Here is a 19093-nt window from a genome sequence, read left to right as displayed (position 1 = left end):
TTACAGTCCGTCGACAACCGAGAGCGGACGGGATGACGGACAGACGAGCGTGGGAGGCGGCCGATCCAGAGGCCTGGCAGGCGGAGCGGACGATCCATCAGGGTCGGCGGAGCGAGGTCCTCCAGGTCGGCGACGGCCGGGGCGGGCGAGCGCTGCTCAAGCGCCTGCGCGACGCCCGGCCGGACGCGGCCGCCATCGCCCGGCTGCGCCGCGAATACGAGCTGGCCCAGCGCCTGGATCCCGCCTTCGTGCTGCGACCGCGCGCACTGGTCGAGCATGACCAGCGTCCCGCGCTGCTGCTGCCCGAACTGGAAGGCGAGACGCTGCGGCAGCGCCTGCGGCGCGGCACGCTGGACAACGACGCGCTGATCCGGATCGCGCTGGATCTGGTGGAGGCGCTGCAGCACCTGCATGGCCAGGGGCTGATCCATCGCAACCTCGGTCCGGGCCAGGTGCTGCTGCTGCCCGGCGCGGGCCGCGAGGCCGGCCGGACGCTGATCGCGGACCTCGGCTTGGCCGCCGAGATCGAGCGCGAACGGCCGCTGGTCCAGCGCGCCGAGCTGATCGAGGCTTCGCTGGCGACGCTGGCGCCCGAGTTGACCGGCCGGATGAGCCGCGATGTCGACTACCGCGCGGACTTCTACAGCCTCGGCGCCACGCTGCTGGAGGCGCTGACCGGCGCGCCGCCCTTCAGCGTCGACGATCCGGCGCGGGCGGTGCATGCGCACCTGGCGCTCGCCGCGCCGATGGCGACCAGCCGCAATCACCAGGTCTTCGCGCCGCTGGCGCAGGTCGTCGCCCACTGCCTGCACAAGGAGCCGGAAAGCCGCTACCAGAGCCATCAGGCCCTGCGCCAGGACCTGCAGCTCTGCCAGGCGGCGCTGGCTCAGGGCCGCGACCTGCCCGGCTTCGAACCCGGCCATGGCGATGCCGCCGTGCGCTTCCAGCCCAGTGGCCGGCTCTACGGTCGCGAGTCGGCGCAGGCGCAGCTCGGGCAGGCCTTCGACGAGGCCGCGTCGGGCCTGGCCGGCGGGCCGGGGCTGGTGGCCGTGGCAGGCTTCTCCGGCATCGGCAAGACCGCGCTGGTGCTGGCCGCGCAGCGCAGCCTGCTGGCTCAGCGCGGCCACTTCGCCGCCGCCAAGTTCAACCAGTACGGCCAGGACCGGCCCTACGGTCCGCTGCTGCACCTGCTGCAGCAGCGCGCGGCGCAGGTGCTGTCGCTGCCCGCTGAACATCAATCGAGCTGGCGCGACCGCCTGCGGGAGCGCCTGGGCGCGAATGCCGCGCTGCTCGCGCAGGCGCTGCCGGAGATGGCGCCGCTGCTGACGCCGGACGCGCCGCTGGTGCCGGTGGGCCCGGCGGAGGCGGAGAACCGCTTCCTGCGCAGCATCAGCCAGGGTTTCGCGGCGCTCGCGCGCGAGGGCGAGCCGCAGACGCTGTTCCTCGATGACTGGCAATGGGCCGATCGCGCGTCGCGCCGGCTGCTGCGCGAATGCCTGAACGACGCGACGCTGCGCCACACGCTGTTCGTCATCGCCTACCGGGACAACGAGACTCCGCCCGGCCATCCGATCGCGCAGGAGCTGACGGAACTCCGCCAGCAGCTCGGCGAGCGCTTCACGCCCTTGCGCGTCGGACCGCTGGGCCTGGACGACACGCGGCGCCTGCTCGCGGACAGCCTGCGTCGCGATCCCGAGGTCGAGGATGCCGGCCTGGATGAACTCGCGCGCCTGTGCCAGACCCGCACCGCCGGCAATCCGTTCTTCCTGCGCCGCCTGCTCGAGGACCTGGTGCGGCGCGGCCTGATCCACTACGACGCCGCGACGCAGCGCTGGGACCATGCGCTCGAACGCATCGCGGCGACGCGCACGGCGGACAACGTCGTCGCGCTGATGCTGCAGCAGCTCGAGCGCCTGCCCGATGCGACGCGCCAGGCGCTGAGCGTGGCGGCGCTGCTGGGCGCGAACTTCGGCCTGGACGGCCTGGCCACCGCGCTGGACGTGCCCGCCGACGCCCTGGCCACCGACCTGCTGCCGGCGCTGCAGGCGCAGCTGCTGGTGCCCGCCAGCGCGCTGTACCGCTACGCCCCGCAGCTGCAGGGACAGGCCAGCGAGGGCGTGCGCTACGCCTTCGCCCATGACCGCGTGCAGGAGGCGGCGCTGCAGCGCATCGCGGCCGACCAGCGGCCGGCGCTGCAACTGCGCATCGGCCGGCTGCTGCGCGACAGCCACCTCGCCGCCCATGCCGAGCTGCCGCTGCCCTACACGGTCCTGCATCACCTGAATGCGTCGCGCCTGCTGCTGTGCGAGCCGGCGCACGAAGCGGAGCGCCAGGCGCTGGCCGCGTTCAACGCGCAGGCCTCGTTCCAGGCGATGGACGCCGCGGCCTTCGAGCCCGCCGCCGACTACGCGGAGCTCGCACTCGAACTGGCGCCCCTGGCGCCGCAGCGCGCCGCCTGGCTGCATCACGCGGCGCGCATGGCCTACCTCGCGGGCCGGCCGTCGCGGATGGATGCGCTGCTCGAATCGGCGCTCGCCGATGCCGTCGACAACGCGCAGCGAGCGCGGCTGCTGGAAGTCCGCATGGAGGCCTTCTACGCGCAGGGGCGGCTGGCCGAGACCGTCGACCTGGGACTGGAGCTGTTCCTGCTGCTGGGCGCGGAGCTGCCGCGCGCCGCCGGGCCCGACCCGATGGCGCAGGTCATGGAATTGCTGGCCGGATTGCAGCGCGAGATCGCTGCGATCGGGCTGGACACGCTGGCCGCGCGCGCGCCGATGCGCGACGAGCAGCGCCTGCTGCTGATCTCGATCGCCGCCAAGATGACCGCCGCCGCCTACATCGTGCGGCCCGCGCTGCTGCCCTTGCTGACGCTGTTCCAGGTCCGCCTGATGGTGGACCACGGCCATGTGCCGCAGGCGCTGTCGGCGTATTCGGTGCTCGGGCTGATGTGCGCGGAGTTCCTTGGCGACTACCGCTTCGCGCATGACCTGGGCCGCATGTCGACCGAGCTGGTGAGCCGGCACGGCTGGATGCAGGTCTACGCGCATGCGGGCTTCTCCTTCCATGCCTTCCTCAGCCACTGGGTGCAGGGCCTGCGCGTGAGCATGGACGGCCTGATGCAGACGCATCGCAACGGGCTGGAATTCGGCAACCTGCGCCATGCGGGCCTGGGCCTGTACGTGCACGACGCGCATGCCTTCCTGGCCGGCATGCCGCTGCCGGCGCTGGAGGAGCAGCTGGTGACGCACGGCCGGCGCCTGCGCGCGATGCGCCAGCCGGTCGCGGCGGACTACGAGGACGCGCTGCTCGCGCTGGTGCGGACGCTGCAGCAGCCGCGGCTGCCCGAGGACGGCTTCGACGGCCTGGAGGCGTTCGCGCGTACCTATGGCGAGCGTCAGGACCAGACCGGGCTGATGTTCCTGCACGGCTGGCAGGCGGTGCTGCACTTCGTGGCGGACCGGCCGGAGCCCGCGCTGCGGCTGGCGCTCGAGGCCCGCGGCCTGTTCGCGGCCGGCCGCGGCATGCACGCGCAGTCGCTGCTGCTGTTCATCGCGGCCTGGGCGGCGCAGCGCGTCGCGCTGGCCGGCGGGACGCGCGACCAGGCGCTCGAGGACGACGCGCTGCGGCGCCTGCAGCGCTGGCAGGACGCGGGACCGGGACACCTGGCCGATCGCGTGGCGCTGCTGCGGGCGCAGCAGGCGATGCTGGCGGGCGAACCGGACGAGCAGATCGCCGCGGCCCTGGACCGGGCGCTGGCAGCGGCGGAGGGGCCGCAAGGCACGCCGCTCGATGTCGCGGCCGTGCTGCGCGCGCAGGTCGACTGGTGGCGCGAGCGCGATCCAGCGCAGGCCGACCGGGCGCGTCAGCGCCTGCAGCTGGCGTGGAAGGACTGGGGCGTGATCGCGCTCGCTGGCGAGGCACTGGCGCTCGCGCCCCTGTCCGATGCGCCGGGCCGGTCGGCCGGTGCCGCCACCGAGGGCACGGAGATCCGCGCCGATGCCGCCGACCTCAGCACGCTGACCAAGGCGGTGCAGGCTATCAGCAGCCAGCCGGACCTGCCGCGCCTGCTGCGCCGCCTGCTGGAGGTCGTCGCCGAGAACGCCGGCGCCCAGCGCGCGGCGATCGTGCTGGCCAGCGGCACGGCGGGCGCGTCGCGCTGGGTGCTGCAGGCCGAGGCGACCCTGGGCGAGCAGCCGCGGCTGCACCTGTTGGAACAGTTGCCGCTGGAACGCGCCGGCGCGCAGCTGCCGCTGGCGCTCATGGGTCGGGTGCTCGGCGACGGGCGACGCGAGCTGATCGTCGACGCGCGGGGCCTGGCGACGATGGAGGACTACTTCCAGCGCCATGCCGCGCCGCCGCGTTCGGTGCTGGCGCTGCCGCTGCTCAAGCAGGGGCAGACGGTGGGCGCGCTCTACCTGGAGAACGCGGCCGCGGCCGGCGTGTTCACCGAGGCGCGGGTGAGTTTCCTGGAGCTGCTCTGCGCCAACGTGGTGAACGCGGTGGACAACGCGCGACTGGTGGCGGAGCTGCAGGAGCTCAACGCCAGCCTGGAGCGCCGCGTGACGCAGCGCACCCGCGAGCTCGCCGACAGCGAGGAGCGCCTGCGCGCCGTGCTGGACCACGCGCCGATCCCGATGGTGGTGACGCGCGAGCGCGATGCGCTGATCGTGTATGCGAATGGCCCGTCGGCTGTGATCGCGGGACGGACGCTGGATGAGCTCGTCGGCAAGCCGGCGATCAGCTTCTACCGCGACCCGGGCGATCGCGAGCGCATGCAGCTCAAGTTCAAGGAGGAAGGCCGTCTGCAGGGCGAGGAGGTCTGCCTGCTCGCGGCCGACGGCGGCGAGCTGTGGATGCTGCTGTCGATGGTGCCGGTCGTGTACGACGGCGAGCCCTCGGTGCTCAGCACGCTGGTCGACTTCACCGACCGCAAGCGGCTGGAGCTCGAGCTGCAGCGGCTGGCGACGACCGATGCGCTGACCGGCGCGGCCAACCGGCGCTGCTTCCTGGACCACGCGGAGGCGGAGGTGGCGCGCAGCCGGCGCTACGGGCTGGAGATGGCGCTGGTGATGATGGACGTCGACCACTTCAAGCGCATCAACGACACGCTGGGCCACGCGCGCGGCGACGCGGCGCTGTGCCGCCTGGTGCAGCTGTGCGCGCAGGTCGTGCGCAAGCAGGACCTGCTGGGACGGCTCGGCGGGGAGGAGTTCGCGCTGCTGCTGCCGCAGACCTCGCTGGAGCATGCGATGCAGTTGGTCGAGCGGCTGCGCCATCACATCGAGACCAGCGGCATGGCCCTGCAGCCGGGCCTGCCGCCGGCGTCGCTGACGGCGAGCTTCGGCGTGACGGCCCTTCGCCCCGAGGACCTGCGGGTGGATGAGCTGCTTGGCCGCGCCGATCAAGCGCTGTATCGCGCGAAGGACGGCGGACGCAACCGCGTCGAGCACCAGGCCTGATGGGCGGCGTCAGGGATCGATGCGAGAGGGCTTGGCGCGTTCGCGATAGAACGCGTCGAAGCGGGCCGCGTAGTGGGCCTTGGTTTCCGGCGTGAGCCAATGCATCAGGCCCTTGCGCAGGCTGGCGGCGCCTTCGGGACGTCCATAGGCCTTGTCGATGCCCCGGATCGCGGCCAGGCCCCAAGGGGTGCGGGGACAGGCGATGCCCGCCATCACCAGCTCGCTGGCGCCCTGGATGGGGACGCTGACGAGGTCCGCCGGATGTCCGGCCATGACCAGCGCCATGTCGAGTTCGACTGAATAGTCCGCGCGCCCGAGGCTGATCATCTGCAGCAGGCGCGCGCCGAAGTCCTTGGGCGAGTACAGCGAGACGGCGCTGTCGGCCGGCCGTGCGGCGAGTGCGTCGTCGAGCACCGGCCCATAGCTGCGGCCGTCGATCAGCGCGCCCCGCATCGAGGTGTCGGCGAGCAGGCGCGGCAGCACCACCTCGCCGGCGCCGTTGCGCGGCAGTCGCTTGAGCAGCTCGCGTCGCACGATCAGTTGCGGTGGCGGCGTGAGCTGCGTGTTGATGAAGTAGGCGGCCCGCTCACGCTCCGGCGTGCGGACCACGTTGGCGCGGCACACCTCGTCGCCGTTCTCGATCATCTGCCAGCTGCGCTTGGCGTTGGCGAAGACGATCTCGTGCCGGACGCCGGGCCAGCGCCTGTCGAGGTAGGTGATCACGTGGCCGGTGACGCCACTCGCGCTCGCCCCGGTCATCTGCGGCGCGTGGTCGGAGGCGAGCCAGGTGATCTTGGCGACCACTGGCGGCGCGACCGCCGCCACCGCCACGGCATCCCCCTGCGCGTGCGCGGACGCCCCGCCCAAGAGCGAGGCGGCCAACGGAAGCGACGCGACGAGACGGCCGCAGTTCGAGGCAAGGGGGTTCACGGCGGGCAGCATACGGGGATCACCCGCGGCGCTCGTCCGCCATCCCCCACGCCGGAGCCGCGGAGCGGTAGTTGGTCACTCCCGGCGTGTCTTCGAGCGCGGAGCGTCAGGCCGGCCCTCCGGCCAATCAACGAGGCAAGGTCCAGGTCTGGGCGTCTGGGCGCAATGCTTCCTGAACTCAGGTTCGTGGCCCGCGTGGGTTGTTCGGACGCGAAAAGATTCGGGCGTGGTCGTTGTTCGGGTTTTGCGGATCGCCCATCAGCTCGGTCGGATAGTGCCCCACGTCGAATGGGCCACGGTGTGCCGGAGTCGCCGAGCCATTGTCCAGATGACGGGCACGCGAACGGGCGTGGTTTGAGCCCTGTACGGTCTGCGCTCCGTTCCTGCGCTCGCCTTGGTCGGCTGCCGGGGAGCGCCGGTCTGCGGTCTGTGTTGAAGGGCTCGGGTTGTTCGACAGTACCGGCGGGTTCGCGGTCACAAGGGTCAGCAGACTGCTGGCCAGCTGTTCCGGGTTGTCGTGCCACCGTTGTGCCGCCTGCCGCACGCCTGCATGCAATGACGAGAAAGGCTGCGTCACGATGTCCCGCAGATGGCCGGCCACATCGCGCCGGTTTTGCTCGGTGGCCTGCGGCATGCCTGTGCCGCGCGCGACCAGCACGACGGCATCACCAATGACTTCTGCGCTCGGCAACGTCGGCGGCTGAGCCGATGAGGTCGCTCGCAAGGACAACACCGGTTCCTTCCTGGTCACAAGACGCAGCAGGTTGAGCACCAACTGCTCGGGGTCGCCGTTCGCTCGGGCCGCGGCCTTTGCCACTTGCGCATTCAGACCGACGGGCGGGGGGGGAGGCGAGTGGATGTCCTGCAGATGATCGACCAGGTTTTGCGTGTTGCGGCCCGCCACGGCCGTCAAGTCGATGTCGTGCATGCCGGTGAGCATGTCCATGGCGTCATGCAACATCGCTGTGCGACGGTCGGCATTGGCCTGGACGTTCGGGCTGGGCATGTTTGTATGGCTGGGGCGGTTGGTCGCCCGATCAGGCTGATTTGCGGGGGCCGAGGCCAACAACTGATCGCCAGGACGTGTTTCGGATCTCTGGCTTCGCGGCAATACCGGCGAGTCTGACGTCACCAACGCCAACAGGTTGCGCACCAGTTGTTCCGCGCTGCCGCTGCCTCGCTGCGCAGCTTCGACGACCCGTGGGTCGAGGCGAGATGCGGGCAGCATGGCGATCTGGTGGACGTGATTGGTCACGTGGAGCACCTCTCGATGGCTCATGCCTGTGATGTTGGAGCGGTCTGTCCCACCCAATAGGCGCAACGCGCCTTCCATCACTTCACGGTTTGGCATGCGCCCAGGGCCAGCCACGGTCGCGCCAGCTGCCGCCCCAGCGTGGCGTGCTGCATCGCTGCGTGGCGTGGGATTGCCGATCTGCACTCGATGCCTGCGTCCATCTTCAGCCGTGGCCGCAGCCTGATGGCGCCGCCCGGTCGGAATACCGTAAGGCGATGCTGGCGCGTTCTGCGAGGCTCGTGCCTCGGGAGCCGTCTCTTGGCGTTGCGCTGGCGAGCTACTGGATTCCGCAGAGGGCGTGCGATTCGTCCGGAAGAGATTGCGAAGATTGTTGATGGTCATCTGTACTGCCAGGTGTGCCGGCGGTCGGCGCCGGTGTCGAAGACGTTCCACAGACCTTATGTGCGGTCTCGGCATCGAACCTTGCCGGCGCGAAAACTCCTTCAACGATGCGAAGGCGCGGGCGCCGCAGCGATGACGCGGCGCTCCGGAGTCTCCCGCTAGCAAGGGCCGTTCCCCATTCACGAATGTTCATGGGGTAGCTACGAGAACGTCAGGACAAAAAAAGCCCCACCGGCCATCGCCAGCGGGGCTGCTCGCACAGAGCGAACGGTCTGATTGCCTGTGACGCCGCTTGCGCGGCGCCCGAGACCGACCGAGGAGACAAACAGGTGTTCTTGCTCGAGGCGCCGGATCAGCGCTTCTCGTTGATCTGGTCGAAGACGCCGCCGTCGTCGAAGTGGGTCTTCTGGGCATTGCGCCAGCCGCCGAAGACCTCGTCGATCGTCACCAGCTTCACCGGCGCGAACTGCTTGGCGTACTTGGCGGCGACCTTCGGGTCACGCGGACGGTAGTAGTTCTTCGCGGCGATCTCCTGGCCCTCCGGCGAGTACAGGTACTCCAGGTAGGCCTGCGCCACCTTGCGCGTGCCCTTCTTGTCCACCGTCTTGTCCACCACCGACACCGGCGGCTCCGCCAGGATGGACAGGCTGGGCGTGACGATCTGGAACTTGTCCGGCCCCAGCTCCTTCACCGCCAGGTAGGCCTCGTTCTCCCAGGCGATCAGCACGTCGCCGATGCCGCGCTCGACGAAGGTCGTCGTCGAGCCGCGCGCGCCGGAATCCAGCACCTTGGTGTTGGCATAGATCCGCTTGACGAAGGCCTTGGCCGATTCGGCGTTGCCGCCCGGCTGCTTCAGCGCATAGGCCCAGGCCGCCAGGTAGTTCCAGCGCGCGCCACCCGAGGTCTTCGGATTGGGCGTGATCACGTCGATGCCGCCACGCGCCAGGTCCGGCCAGTCGTTGATGTGCTTCGGATTGCCCTTGCGCACCAGGAAGACGATCGTCGAGGTGTACGGCGACGCGTTGCTCGGCAGGCGCTTCTGCCAGTCGGCGGGCAGCAGCTTGCCGTGGTCGTGCAGCGCGTCGATGTCGTAGGCCAGCGCCAGCGTCACCACGTCGGCGTCCAGGCCGTCGATGACCGAGCGCGCCTGCTTGCCCGAGCCGCCGTGCGAGTTCTTCACCGTCACGGTCTCGCCGGTCTTGGCCTTCCAGTACTTGGCGAACGCGGCGTTGAAGTCCTGGTACAGCTCGCGCGTCGGGTCGTAGGAGACATTGAGCAGCGTGACCGCGCCCTGCGCATGGGCCTGGGGCATCAGCGCGGCGCCCCCCAGCAGAGCGGCGGTGGCAAGCAGCGAGACGGTGCGTCGGAGTGCGTTCACGGGAGTCTTCTCTTCACGGGGGGTTGAGGGGAGCGCCCAATGTAGGCAAGCGCACCGGCCAAGGGAACGAAGAAGATCTGCTTTGCTTTGCAGCCTTGCCTGGAAAAAGGGCCGCTCCCTCGTGAGGAGCGGCCCGCCATGCCGGCGCGGGGTCGCGCCAGCCGTCGGATCGACGCGAGGGACCGCCGCGCTCAGCCGCCGAAGCGGTAGTCCAGCTCGATCCAGCCCTGCCGCCCCTGCGGCAGGTAGTAGCCGACCGGGTAGTACGGCCAGGTCGCGCTGGGATCGCGGCGGATGCTGTCGAACAGGTTGTTGACGATGACGCTGACGCGGGTGCGCTTGTCCAGTTGCCAGGCGGTGCTCGCGTTGACGTTCCAGTACGGGCCCAGCCAGCCGTCCTGCGCCTCGCGGGCGATGCGGCCGTTGCGCTGCGCGGCCAGCGTGTGCGTCCAGTCGCCGACCTGCCAGGACAGGCTGGCGTTGAGCTTGCTCGGCCAGTCGCCGAAGTCCGGCGTGCCCACCAGGTTGCGGTTGTCGTCGCCGGCGAACTGCTGGTACTTGAAGCTCTTGACCCGCGTGTACTTCGCATCGGCCGTCCAGCGGCCCCAGGTCGCCGTCGTCCAGCTGTAGCGCGCGCCGATGTCCACGCCCCAGGTCGATTCGTTGGCCGCGTTGATCGGGTTGACGCGGATCTCCGCCACTTCGCCCGGCCGCACGAGCGCATCCAGCGGATTGCGGCGCACGCGCGCCACCGCGTCCTGGCAGGTCGGCGACTGCGCGTCTTTCACGCCGGTGCGGCAGTCCGCCTCGGTGCGCAGCACGCCGTCGGCGCTGAGGTCGGTGACCAGGTCGCGGATGGCGATCTTCCACAGGTCCACCGAGAGATCGAAGGACGCGGCCGGCTGCCACACCGCGCCCAGTCCCCAGGAGCGGCCGCGCTCGGACTTCAGGTCCGACGAGCCGGTGCGCACGTAGTTGAAGCCTGGTGACACGCCGGCGAAATCGCATTGCGACAGCGGCTGGCCGGCCTGCGCGCAGCGGTAGTAGTCGGTCGACGACGAGTAATAGCCCTTGGTCTGCTGCGCGAAGATGTAATTCATGTCCGGCGCGCGGAAGCTGGTGGCGTGCTGCGCGCGCAGCAGCAGCGTGGACAGCGGCCGGAACTCGAGGCCGGCGTTGTAGGTCGTGCTGCCGTCGCTGCGACCGGCGAATTCATAACGGTCATGGCGCGCGGCGACGGTGGCCGTCAGCTGCCGGGTGATCGGCGCGTTCAACTCACCGCCCAGCGCCAGCCGCTCGCGCGTGCCGCGCACCGTCGGCGAGGCGCTGGTGTTGTAGAAGACGCCCTGCCCCAGTCGCGGGTCGGCCTCGTTGCGGAAGCCCTGCGTGCCGGCCTCCGCCACCACCGCGGCCCGCACCGGACCACCGGGCAGCCGGAACCACTCGCCGCTCGCAGAGGCGCTCAGCTGCTGGTTCCAGCTCGCGTTGCGCGTCCAGCTGCGGTCGCTGACGCTGTCGATCTCCTGCGGCGTGAGCGGGCGGAACAGCCGCGCCGGATCGGCCGAGTAGATCGCCACGCCGTCCGCGTCCGTCCCGATGCGCGGGCCGAGCAGCAGGGACTCGATGCCGGCCGTCAGGCGCGGGGTCGTGGTGCGGTTGAGGTAGTAGGAGCTGTTGGCCGCGACCTCGAAGGTCCAGCTGCCGGTGAGCTCCCCGCGCGCGCCGACCGCCACGTTGTGCGTCGCGTCGCGCCACTGGCGGTTGAAGCGGTCCACGCCGCCCAGTTCTTCGGGCGCGAAGCGCCGGGTCCAGATCTCCAGCTGGTTGGTCGCGGCATTGCGGAAATAGCCCTTGCCGGCGGCGTCCGAGGTCCAGCTCGGACCGCGGGTGTTGTTCTCGGTCCGCGCCCAGCCGAACTGGCCTTCCGCGAACAGCTCCAGCCCGCCATCGAGCTGCCAGGTCAGGCCCCCGGCCGCTTGCGCGCTGCGGTTGCCGGTCTGCGTGGTCCAGTAGGTCGGCGAGGCGCGACCGCTGCCGCAGTAGGTGCCGTTCCTGGCTTGATAAGGCGCGACCGAGCCCTCGAAGAGCCCGCTGGCCGCGGCGCAGCCGTCGCTGGGCGTGAGGTAAGCGCCGCCGGTCGCGTTGCGACGGCCGAAGACCACCGTCGGCGCCGCGCCGCTCAGGGTGGTGTCGGCCATGAAGTCGCGCTGCCGGCTCCAGATCGGCTCGCGGCCGCTGAGCTCGAGGCCCCACACGCCCTGCAGCCGGCCGCCGTCGAAGCCGCCGGTGACCTGGGCGCGGGCGTTCTCGCCGCCGCCGCGCTGCGTGCCGCCGGCGCGCAGGTTCACCGAGACGCCCTCGACCCGCTTCTTCAGCACGATGTTGACCACGCCGGCGATCGCGTCCGAGCCGTAGACCGAGGACGCGCCGCCACTGAGCACCTCGATGCGGTCGATCAGCGCGGACGGGATGTTGGCGATGTTGACGAAGTTGACCGAGCCCTCGTAGGCGGTCGGGTAGTCGGCGACGCGTCGGCCGTTGACCAGCACCAGCGTGTGGTTGGGCCCCAGGCCGCGCAGGCTGATCGCATTGGCCGCCGGCGTGAAGGTGTTGCCGAAATCCTCGCCCTGCGTGAAGCCGGTGTTTTCGGTCAGGCCGCTCAGCGCGTCGGAGACGTTCTTGTAGCCGAGCCGGTCCAGGTCCTCCGACTTGATGACGGTGACCGGGCTCGGCCCTTCGCTGTTGACGCGCGAGATGCGCGAGCCCGTGACGACGACCGACGGCAGCGGCGCGTCCTTCGCATCGTTGACCGCCTTGGAGTCCCTGGGATCCCTGGTCGGACTGGTGTCCTGGGCGGGCGCCGCGGCCGGGACCTGAGCGTGAACGCTGCCGACGGGAAGGACAGCGATGGAAAGGACGGCGATGGGAGATGCGGCCGCCAGGGCGGCGGCCAGCGTGGCGGCCGATCCGGTGCGGCGGGCCGCGTGCTCGACGAAGGGCTTCAAGAGACTTCCTCGTGGGAGTGAACAGGTGAACCCGTCACTCTAGGAAGCGCCCTCGCATCGATGAAGCAATCGTTTCTGCTTTGCTTTGTTGTGCGGTCCGGCTAAGCACATGCGGAAATTCTTCCGGCCATCAGTCCGGCCATCAGTCCGACCCGTTGGGCGACACCCGCGCCTGCTCGACCAGGTCACGCGTCAGCGGGGGCGCGAAGGTCTCGATGAAGGCGTAGACATAGTCGCGCAGGTAGGCATCGCGTCGCACCGCGAGCCGCGTCAGGTTGTCGGCGAAGAGGTGGCGCGCATCGATCGCGCGCAGATGGCGGTCGCGCTCCTCGTCGTAGGCGATCGCCGCGACGATGCCCACGCCCAGCCCGAGCTCGACGTAGGTCTTGATCACGTCCGCGTCCATCGCCACCAGCACGACGTTGAGGTCGAGCCCGGCCGCCGCGAAGGCGTCGTCGATGTGCGAGCGGCCGGTGTAGCCGGTCTCGTAGGTGATGACCGGGAACTCCGCCAGGCGCTCCAGGGTCAGCGGCGTGCCGGCGCTGGCCTCGGCCTCCAGCGGATGGCCCGGCGGCACCAGCACCGTGTGGGTCCAGCGGTAGCACGGCAGCGTCAGCAGCTGCGGATGCAGCGCCAGCGCTTCGGTCGCGATGCCGATGTCGGCCTCGCCGTCGATCAAGAGGCGCGCGACCTGCTGCGGCGAGCCCTGCGTGAACTGCAGGCTGACCTCGGGATGGGACTCGCGGAAATCTCGCACCGCCGGCGGCAGTGCGTAACGCGCCTGGCTGTGCGTGGCGGCGATGCGCAGATGCCCGCTGTCGGCGCGGGCGAAGTCCTCGCCGGCGCGGCGCAGGTTCTCGGCCTCGCGCAGCAGCCGCTCGACGATGGGCATCACGTTGCGGCCCGGCTCGGTCAGGCCGGTCAGGCGCTTGCCGGCGCGCACGAAGATGTCGATGCCGAGCTCGTCCTCGAGCTCGCGGATCTGCCGGCTCACGCCGGGCTGCGAGGTGTGCAGCGCCTGCGCCACCTCGGTCAGGTTGAAGTTGCGGCGCTGGGCCTCGCGGACGGATCGGAGTTGCTGGAAGTTCATCGTCGGCAGTCACATCGGGGGGATGGCTCGCCGGCCTCGACGGCATTCGATGAACGTCGCGAAAGCGGCTTGCTTATGCGGATTGATTATTCGAATCCGCGCCGCCGATGTCCTCCAACAAATTCCGATAAGCAATCCCGCGGCGCCCGCATGAGCAATGCAGGCACGACGCGCCTGCGCTCCAGCCTCAGGCGTCGGGATCCATCGCCTCGCGGACCGCATCCTCGGTCAGCTCGGCCACGCATTCCTGCAGGAAGCGATAGGCGAAGCCGCGCAGGTAGTGGCCGCGCTTGAGCGCGATGCGCGTCGTGTTGGGCGGGAACAGGTGGCTCGCGTCGATCAGCTGCAGGCCCGAGTCGCGCCCCGGCTCGAAGGCCATCGCCGCGATGACGCCCACGCCCAGTCCGATCTGCACGTAGGTCTTGATGACGTCCGCATCGAGCGCCGACATGACCACGTCGGGCGCCAGGCCGGCGGCGGCGAAGCTCGCGTCGATGCGGGCCCGGCCGGTGTAGCCCTCGTGATAGGTGATCAGCGGCTGCTCGGCCAGCGCCTCCAGCGTCAGCGGCTGGCGCGTGAGCGCATGGCCCTCGGGCACGACCACCGCATGGCGCCATTCGTAGAACGGGAAGGTGACGAAGGCGTCGTCCTTGCCGAGCGCCTCGGTGGCGATGCCGATGTCCGCCTCGCCCGACTGCAGCAGCGAGACGATCTCCTGCGGACTGCCCTGGTGCAGCACCAGGTGCACGCGCGGGTAGGCCGCCTTGAAGCGCGCCACCACCTGCGGCAGCGCGTAGCGCGCCTGCGTGTGCGTGGTGGCGATGGTCAGCTGGCCTTGATCGGCGCTGCTGAACTGCTGCGCCAGCCGCTTGATGTTGCGCACGTCTTGCAGCATGCGGTCGACGACGACCGCCAGTTCCTTGCCCGGCTCGGTCAGCCCGAGCAGCCGCTTGCCGCGGCGCTGGAAGAGCTCGACGCCGAGTTCGTCCTCCAGGTCCTTGATGTGCTTGCTGACGCCCGACTGCGAGGTGAACAGCGCGGCCGCCACCTCGGTCAGGTTGAAGTTCTGCTGCACCGCCTCCCGGACGATGCGGAGCTGTTGGAGATTCATGGTCGGAGGACTCGAGGGATCGCGCGCTCTGCGGCTCGCTGATCGAGGGCGATCAAGCAGCCTGATCGATGCCGAACAGGCTCAGGCGCGAGGCCTGCAGGCGGACGCGCTGGCCCGAGGCCAGTTGCAGCGCCTCGGCCTGTTCGCGGCTGAGTTCGGCTTCCAGGTGCTCGCCCGAGGCGCCGCGCAGTTCCACGCGCGCGGCGGCGCCGAAGGCCAGCACGCGCTCGACGGTGGCGGGCAGGCCAGGTGCGTCCTGCGTCGGGATGATCACGAGCTCGTGCGGGCGCGCGTAGGCCTGCACCAGGCCCTGCTGGGCACCTTCGATCGCTGCGGCCGCGCCCTGCGCCAGCGTCTGGTCGCCGACGCGCACGATGCCGCTGTCCACGCGGCCTTCGAAGCGGTTGACCGCGCCGAGGAAGCCGTAGACGAAGGGCGTGGCCGGACGCTGGTAGACCTCGGTCGGCGAGCCGACCTGCTCCACGCGGCCGTGGTCCATCAGCACGACGCGGTCGGCGACTTCCAGCGCCTCTTCCTGGTCGTGCGTGACGAAGATGCTGGTGATGTGCAGCTCGTCGTGCAGGCGACGCAGCCAGCGGCGCAGCTCCTTGCGGACTTTCGCGTCGAGCGCGCCGAAGGGCTCGTCCAGCAGCAGCACGCGCGGCTCGACGGCCAGCGCGCGTGCCAGCGCGATGCGCTGGCGCTGGCCGCCGGACAGCTGCGGCGGATAACGATCGGCCAGCCAGTCCAGCTGCACCAGCTGCAGCAGCTCGTGGACCTTGCGCTTGATCTCCGACTCGGGCGGGCGCTGCTTGCGCGGCTTCACGCGCAGGCCGAAGGCGACGTTGTCGAACACCGTCATGTGGCGGAACAGCGCGTAGTGCTGGAACACGAAACCGACCTCGCGCTCGCGCACGTGGGTGTCGGAGGCGTCGGCGCCGTCGAGCAGCACCTGGCCGCGGTCGGCGGTCTCCAGGCCCGCGATGATGCGCAGCAGCGTGGTCTTGCCGCAGCCCGAGGGGCCCAGCAGCGCGGTCAGCTCGCCGGTGGGGAAGTCCAGGCTGACGTCGCCCAGCGCGGTGAAGCTGCCGAAGGACTTGTGGATGTTGCGGACCTGGATGCTCATGCTTCTTCCTTGATCACATTGCGCGAGGCCTGCCACTCGACGAACTGCTTGAGTCCGAGCGTGACCAGCGCCAGCAGCGCGAGCAGCGACGCGACGGCGAAGGCCGCGGCGAATTGGTATTCGTTGTAGAGGATCTCGACCTGCAGCGGCAGCGTGTTGGTCTGGCCGCGGATGTGGCCGGAGACCACCGACACCGCGCCGAACTCGCCGAAGGCGCGCGCGTTGCACAGGATCACGCCGTAGAGCAGGCCCCACTTGATGTTGGGCAGCGTCACATGCCAGAAGGTGCGCCAGCCGCTCGCGCCCAGCACGGTGGCGGCCTCTTCTTCATCGCGGCCCTGCGCCTGCATCAGCGGGATCAGCTCGCGCGCGACGAAGGGGAAGGTCACGAACACGGTGGCCAGCACGATGCCGGGGACGGCGAAGATGATCTTGATGTCGTGCTCCGACAGCCAGGGCCCGAACCAGCCCTGCGCGCCGAAGATCAGTACGTAGATCAGGCCCGCCACCACCGGCGAGACCGAGAACGGCAGGTCGATCAGCGTGATCAGCAGCTGCTTGCCGCGGAAGTCGTGCTTGGTGATCGCCCAGGCGGCGCTGACGCCGAAGACGATGTTCAGCGGCACCGAGATGACGGCGGCGATCAGCGTGAGCTTGATCGCGGAGACGGCGTCGGGCTCGATCAGCGAAGCCAGGTAGGTGTCCCAGCCCTTGCGCAGCGCCTCGGTGAAGACGGCGGCCAGCGGCAGCAGCAGGAACAGCGCGAAGAAGGCCAGCCCCAGCGTCAGCAGCGTGTAGCGCACCCAGCGCTTTTCCGCGGTGGCGGGGTTCCCTTGATAGTGACCGGCCGAGCGGGCCCGGCCGAGCGATGCAGCGGATCCGGCCATGTCAGCGCTTCCCGTCGAGTCCGTTGCGGCGCAGGCTCCAGGCCTGCAATCCGTTGATGCCCAGCAGCAGCACGAACGAGAACACCAGCATCACCACCGCGATCGCGGTGGCGCCGACGTAGTCGTACTGCTCGAGCTTGGTGATGATCATCAGCGGCGTGATCTCGCTGACCATCGGCATGTTGCCGGCGATGAAGATGACCGAGCCGTATTCGCCCACGGCCCGCGCGAAGGCCAGCGCGAAGCCGGTCAGCAGCGCCGGCGTCAGCATCGGCAGCACCACCAGGCGGAAGGCCTGCCAGCGGTGCGCGCCCAGCGAGGCGGCGGCTTCCTCGAGCTCGGTGTCCAGGTCCTCCAGCACCGGCTGCACCGTGCGCACGACGAAGGGCAGGCCGATGAAGATCAGCGCCACCAGCACGCCCAGCGGCGTGAAGGCGACCTTGATGCCCAGCGGCTCCAGCCACTGGCCCATCCAGCCGTTGGGCGCGTACAGCGCGGTCAGCGCGATGCCGGCCACGGCGGTGGGCAGGGCGAAGGGCAGGTCGATGAGCGCGTCCACCAGCTTCTTGCCCCAGAAGTCGTAGCGCACCAGCGACCACGCCAGGATGAAGCCGAAGATCACGTTGATGAAGGCGCCCAGCAGCGCCGCGCCGAAGCTCAGGCGGTAGGACGCCAGCACGCGCGGCGAGGTGGCCGCGGCCCAGAAGGCCTCGACGCCATGGCCGGCGGACTTCAGGAAGACCGCGCACAGCGGGATCAGCACCAGCAGCGAGAGATAGAAGAGCGTGAAGCCCAGCGTCGGCGCGAAGCCGGGCAGCACGCGGCGTCGCTTGCGGGCGGGCGCCGGGGCGGCCTGCGTCGCGGGGAGCACGGCGGTGTTCATCGGATCAGTCGGTCAGGAGTCGGCGTGGACGGGCGGACGGAGCAAGCGGACGCGGGGGCACCGGTCAGCGGCGCGCGGCCATGATCTGGTCGTAGGTGCCGCCGTCGGCGAAGTGCGTCTTGCCGACCTTGGCCCAGCCGCCCAGCGTCTGGTCGACGCTGAACAGCTTGATCGGCGCGAAGCGCTTCTCGTGCTTCTTGAAGATCGCCGGGTCGCGCGGGCGGAAGTTGTTCTGGGCAATGATTTCCTGACCCTCGGGCGTCCACAGGAAGTCCAGGTAGGCCTTGGCCAGCGCGGCCGAGCCCTTCTTGGCGACGACCTTGTCGACGATGGCCACCGGCGCGTCGGCCTCGACCGAGATGCTGGGCGCGACGACCTCGAAGTTGCCCTTGCCGAATTCGTTCTCGATGAGCTCGGCCTCGGACTCGAAGGTCAGCAGCACGTCGCCGATGCCGCGCTGGGTGAAGGTGGTGGTGGCGCCGCGGCCACCGCCGTCGAGCACCGGCACGTTGGCCAGCACCTTGGAGACGAAGTCCCGGGCCTGCGCGTCGCTGCCGCCCTTGGCGATGACGCTGCCCCAGGCGGCCAGGTAGCCGTAGCGGCCGTTGCCGGTCACCTTGGGGTTGGGAATGATCACCGAGATGCCGGGACGGGCCAGGTCGGCCCAGTCCTTGATGCCCTTGGGATTGCCCTTGCGCACCAGGAACAGCATGGTCGAGCTGTAGGGCGCGGCCCCGTTGGGGAACTTGCTGCGCCAGTCGGCGCCGGTCAGGCCCTTCTCGGCCAGCGTGTCGACGTCGGTGGCCTGGTTCATCGTGACCACGTCCGCCTCCAGCCCGCCGATCACCGAGCCGATCTGCTTGGACGAGCCGCCGTGCGACTGGTTCACCGTGATGGTCTGGCCGGTCTTGGCCTTGTACGCGGCGACGAAGGCCGGATTGATCTGCTTGTAGAGCTCGCGCGCCACGTCGTAGGAGACGTTCAGCAGCGTCGTCGGCTGCTCGGCCGAGGCCAGCATCGGCACGCCCAGCAGCGGCGTCGCGGCGGCCAGCAGCAGCGCCCGGCGGCGCGTGGCGGAGAACAGGGAGCGGGACGGATGGGCGTTGTTCTGGAACATGGCAAGCAGGCGGGGCCGGCGACGTTGAAGGTCGGGCTGCGAAGCTTGCCAAACAGCCTTTATTCCAGGAACGATTGTTTGAGCATTTGCTTATCTCGCATATCGAATATGCGATCACGACGGCATGAAAGGCGCCAGGACCGCGATCGGGCTCCGCCGGAAGCGCCTCCCCCAAGACCCCGAGGGCGGCGCCCGGTCGCGACCTGGGCTTTCACCATGCCTTCCCGGCGGCCCTACTGCCGCCGCCGGCGGGGGCGACATGGGCGCGCCCCGTGGAACGGAGTCTGGTGCGGGTCGGCCGTCGTCGCCAATGCGGAATGCAAGTGAGCAGCGTCGGCCGGCTCATATGGGCGGGCACCGGCCGCCTGCGACGTGCCGTGCTGTCCTCCCTCCGGTGGACGAGGGCGGTGGCGAGCGGTGGGGGAGTCGGCTAGGCTGCGCAGGGGGCACGAACCCCACCGCAAGAGCGAG

General features: G+C 70.1%; 11 protein-coding genes. 1 reads left to right on the top strand and 10 read right to left on the bottom strand.

Annotation, left to right across the window (positions count from 1 at the left end):
* Nucleotides 1-32 precede the first annotated feature (32 nt).
* Nucleotides 33-5459, top strand: a complete 5427-nt coding sequence (locus ACTJKJ_RS09735; protein ID WP_440820297.1) for a diguanylate cyclase — start codon at nucleotides 33-35, stop codon at nucleotides 5457-5459.
* Nucleotides 5460-5468: 9 nt separating this feature from the next.
* On the opposite strand, the gene ACTJKJ_RS09730 is transcribed toward ACTJKJ_RS09735, so the two are convergent.
* The 10 genes from ACTJKJ_RS09730 to ACTJKJ_RS09685 form a co-directional block, all read right to left on the bottom strand.
* Entirely contained in the window at nucleotides 5469-6341 is an 873-nt protein-coding gene (locus tag ACTJKJ_RS09730; RefSeq protein ID WP_440820296.1) for a TIGR02285 family protein, read from the bottom strand.
* A gap of 226 nt (nucleotides 6342-6567) precedes the next feature.
* Entirely contained in the window at nucleotides 6568-8025 is a 1458-nt protein-coding gene (locus ACTJKJ_RS09725) for a hypothetical protein (RefSeq protein ID WP_440820295.1), read from the bottom strand.
* Between the two features lie 352 nt (nucleotides 8026-8377).
* Nucleotides 8378-9337: a sulfate ABC transporter substrate-binding protein gene (locus tag ACTJKJ_RS09720; protein ID WP_183484197.1), complete on the bottom strand. Its 960-nt coding sequence runs from the start codon at nucleotides 9335-9337 to the stop codon at nucleotides 8378-8380.
* 257 nt (nucleotides 9338-9594) lie between these two features.
* A complete protein-coding gene (locus ACTJKJ_RS09715) occupies nucleotides 9595-12408 on the bottom strand; it encodes a TonB-dependent receptor plug domain-containing protein (protein WP_440820294.1) in 2814 nt (937 codons plus the stop codon).
* A 142-nt stretch (nucleotides 12409-12550) separates the two neighbouring features.
* Nucleotides 12551-13498 (bottom strand): CysB family HTH-type transcriptional regulator, encoded by a 948-nt coding sequence (locus ACTJKJ_RS09710; protein ID WP_091729729.1) that lies wholly within the window; start codon nucleotides 13496-13498, stop codon nucleotides 12551-12553.
* Nucleotides 13499-13685: 187 nt separating this feature from the next.
* Nucleotides 13686-14609, bottom strand: a complete 924-nt coding sequence (locus ACTJKJ_RS09705) for a CysB family HTH-type transcriptional regulator (protein WP_297380683.1) — start codon at nucleotides 14607-14609, stop codon at nucleotides 13686-13688.
* Nucleotides 14610-14661: 52 nt separating this feature from the next.
* Nucleotides 14662-15735, bottom strand: coding sequence for a sulfate/molybdate ABC transporter ATP-binding protein (locus tag ACTJKJ_RS09700; RefSeq protein ID WP_091729738.1), 1074 nt, complete (start codon nucleotides 15733-15735; stop codon nucleotides 14662-14664).
* A complete protein-coding gene (gene cysW / locus ACTJKJ_RS09695) occupies nucleotides 15732-16622 on the bottom strand; it encodes a sulfate ABC transporter permease subunit CysW (RefSeq protein ID WP_297380690.1) in 891 nt (296 codons plus the stop codon). Before cysW ends, ACTJKJ_RS09700 begins: the two co-directional genes overlap by 4 nt.
* Nucleotide 16623: 1 nt before the next feature.
* On the bottom strand, nucleotides 16624-17505 hold the full coding sequence (gene cysT / locus ACTJKJ_RS09690; RefSeq protein WP_091729746.1) for a sulfate ABC transporter permease subunit CysT: 882 nt from the start codon (nucleotides 17503-17505) through the stop codon (nucleotides 16624-16626).
* 64 nt (nucleotides 17506-17569) lie between these two features.
* Nucleotides 17570-18622: a sulfate ABC transporter substrate-binding protein gene (locus ACTJKJ_RS09685; protein WP_440820293.1), complete on the bottom strand. Its 1053-nt coding sequence runs from the start codon at nucleotides 18620-18622 to the stop codon at nucleotides 17570-17572.
* Nucleotides 18623-19093: the final 471 nt, after the last annotated feature.

It is taken from the genome of Roseateles sp. 22389, assembly GCF_052044995.1.
In the GTDB taxonomy this organism is placed as follows: Bacteria; Pseudomonadota; Gammaproteobacteria; order Burkholderiales; family Burkholderiaceae_C; genus Roseateles.
The sequence above is the reverse complement of the archived record's forward strand: the minus strand, read 5'-3'. Positions and strand labels throughout refer to the sequence as shown.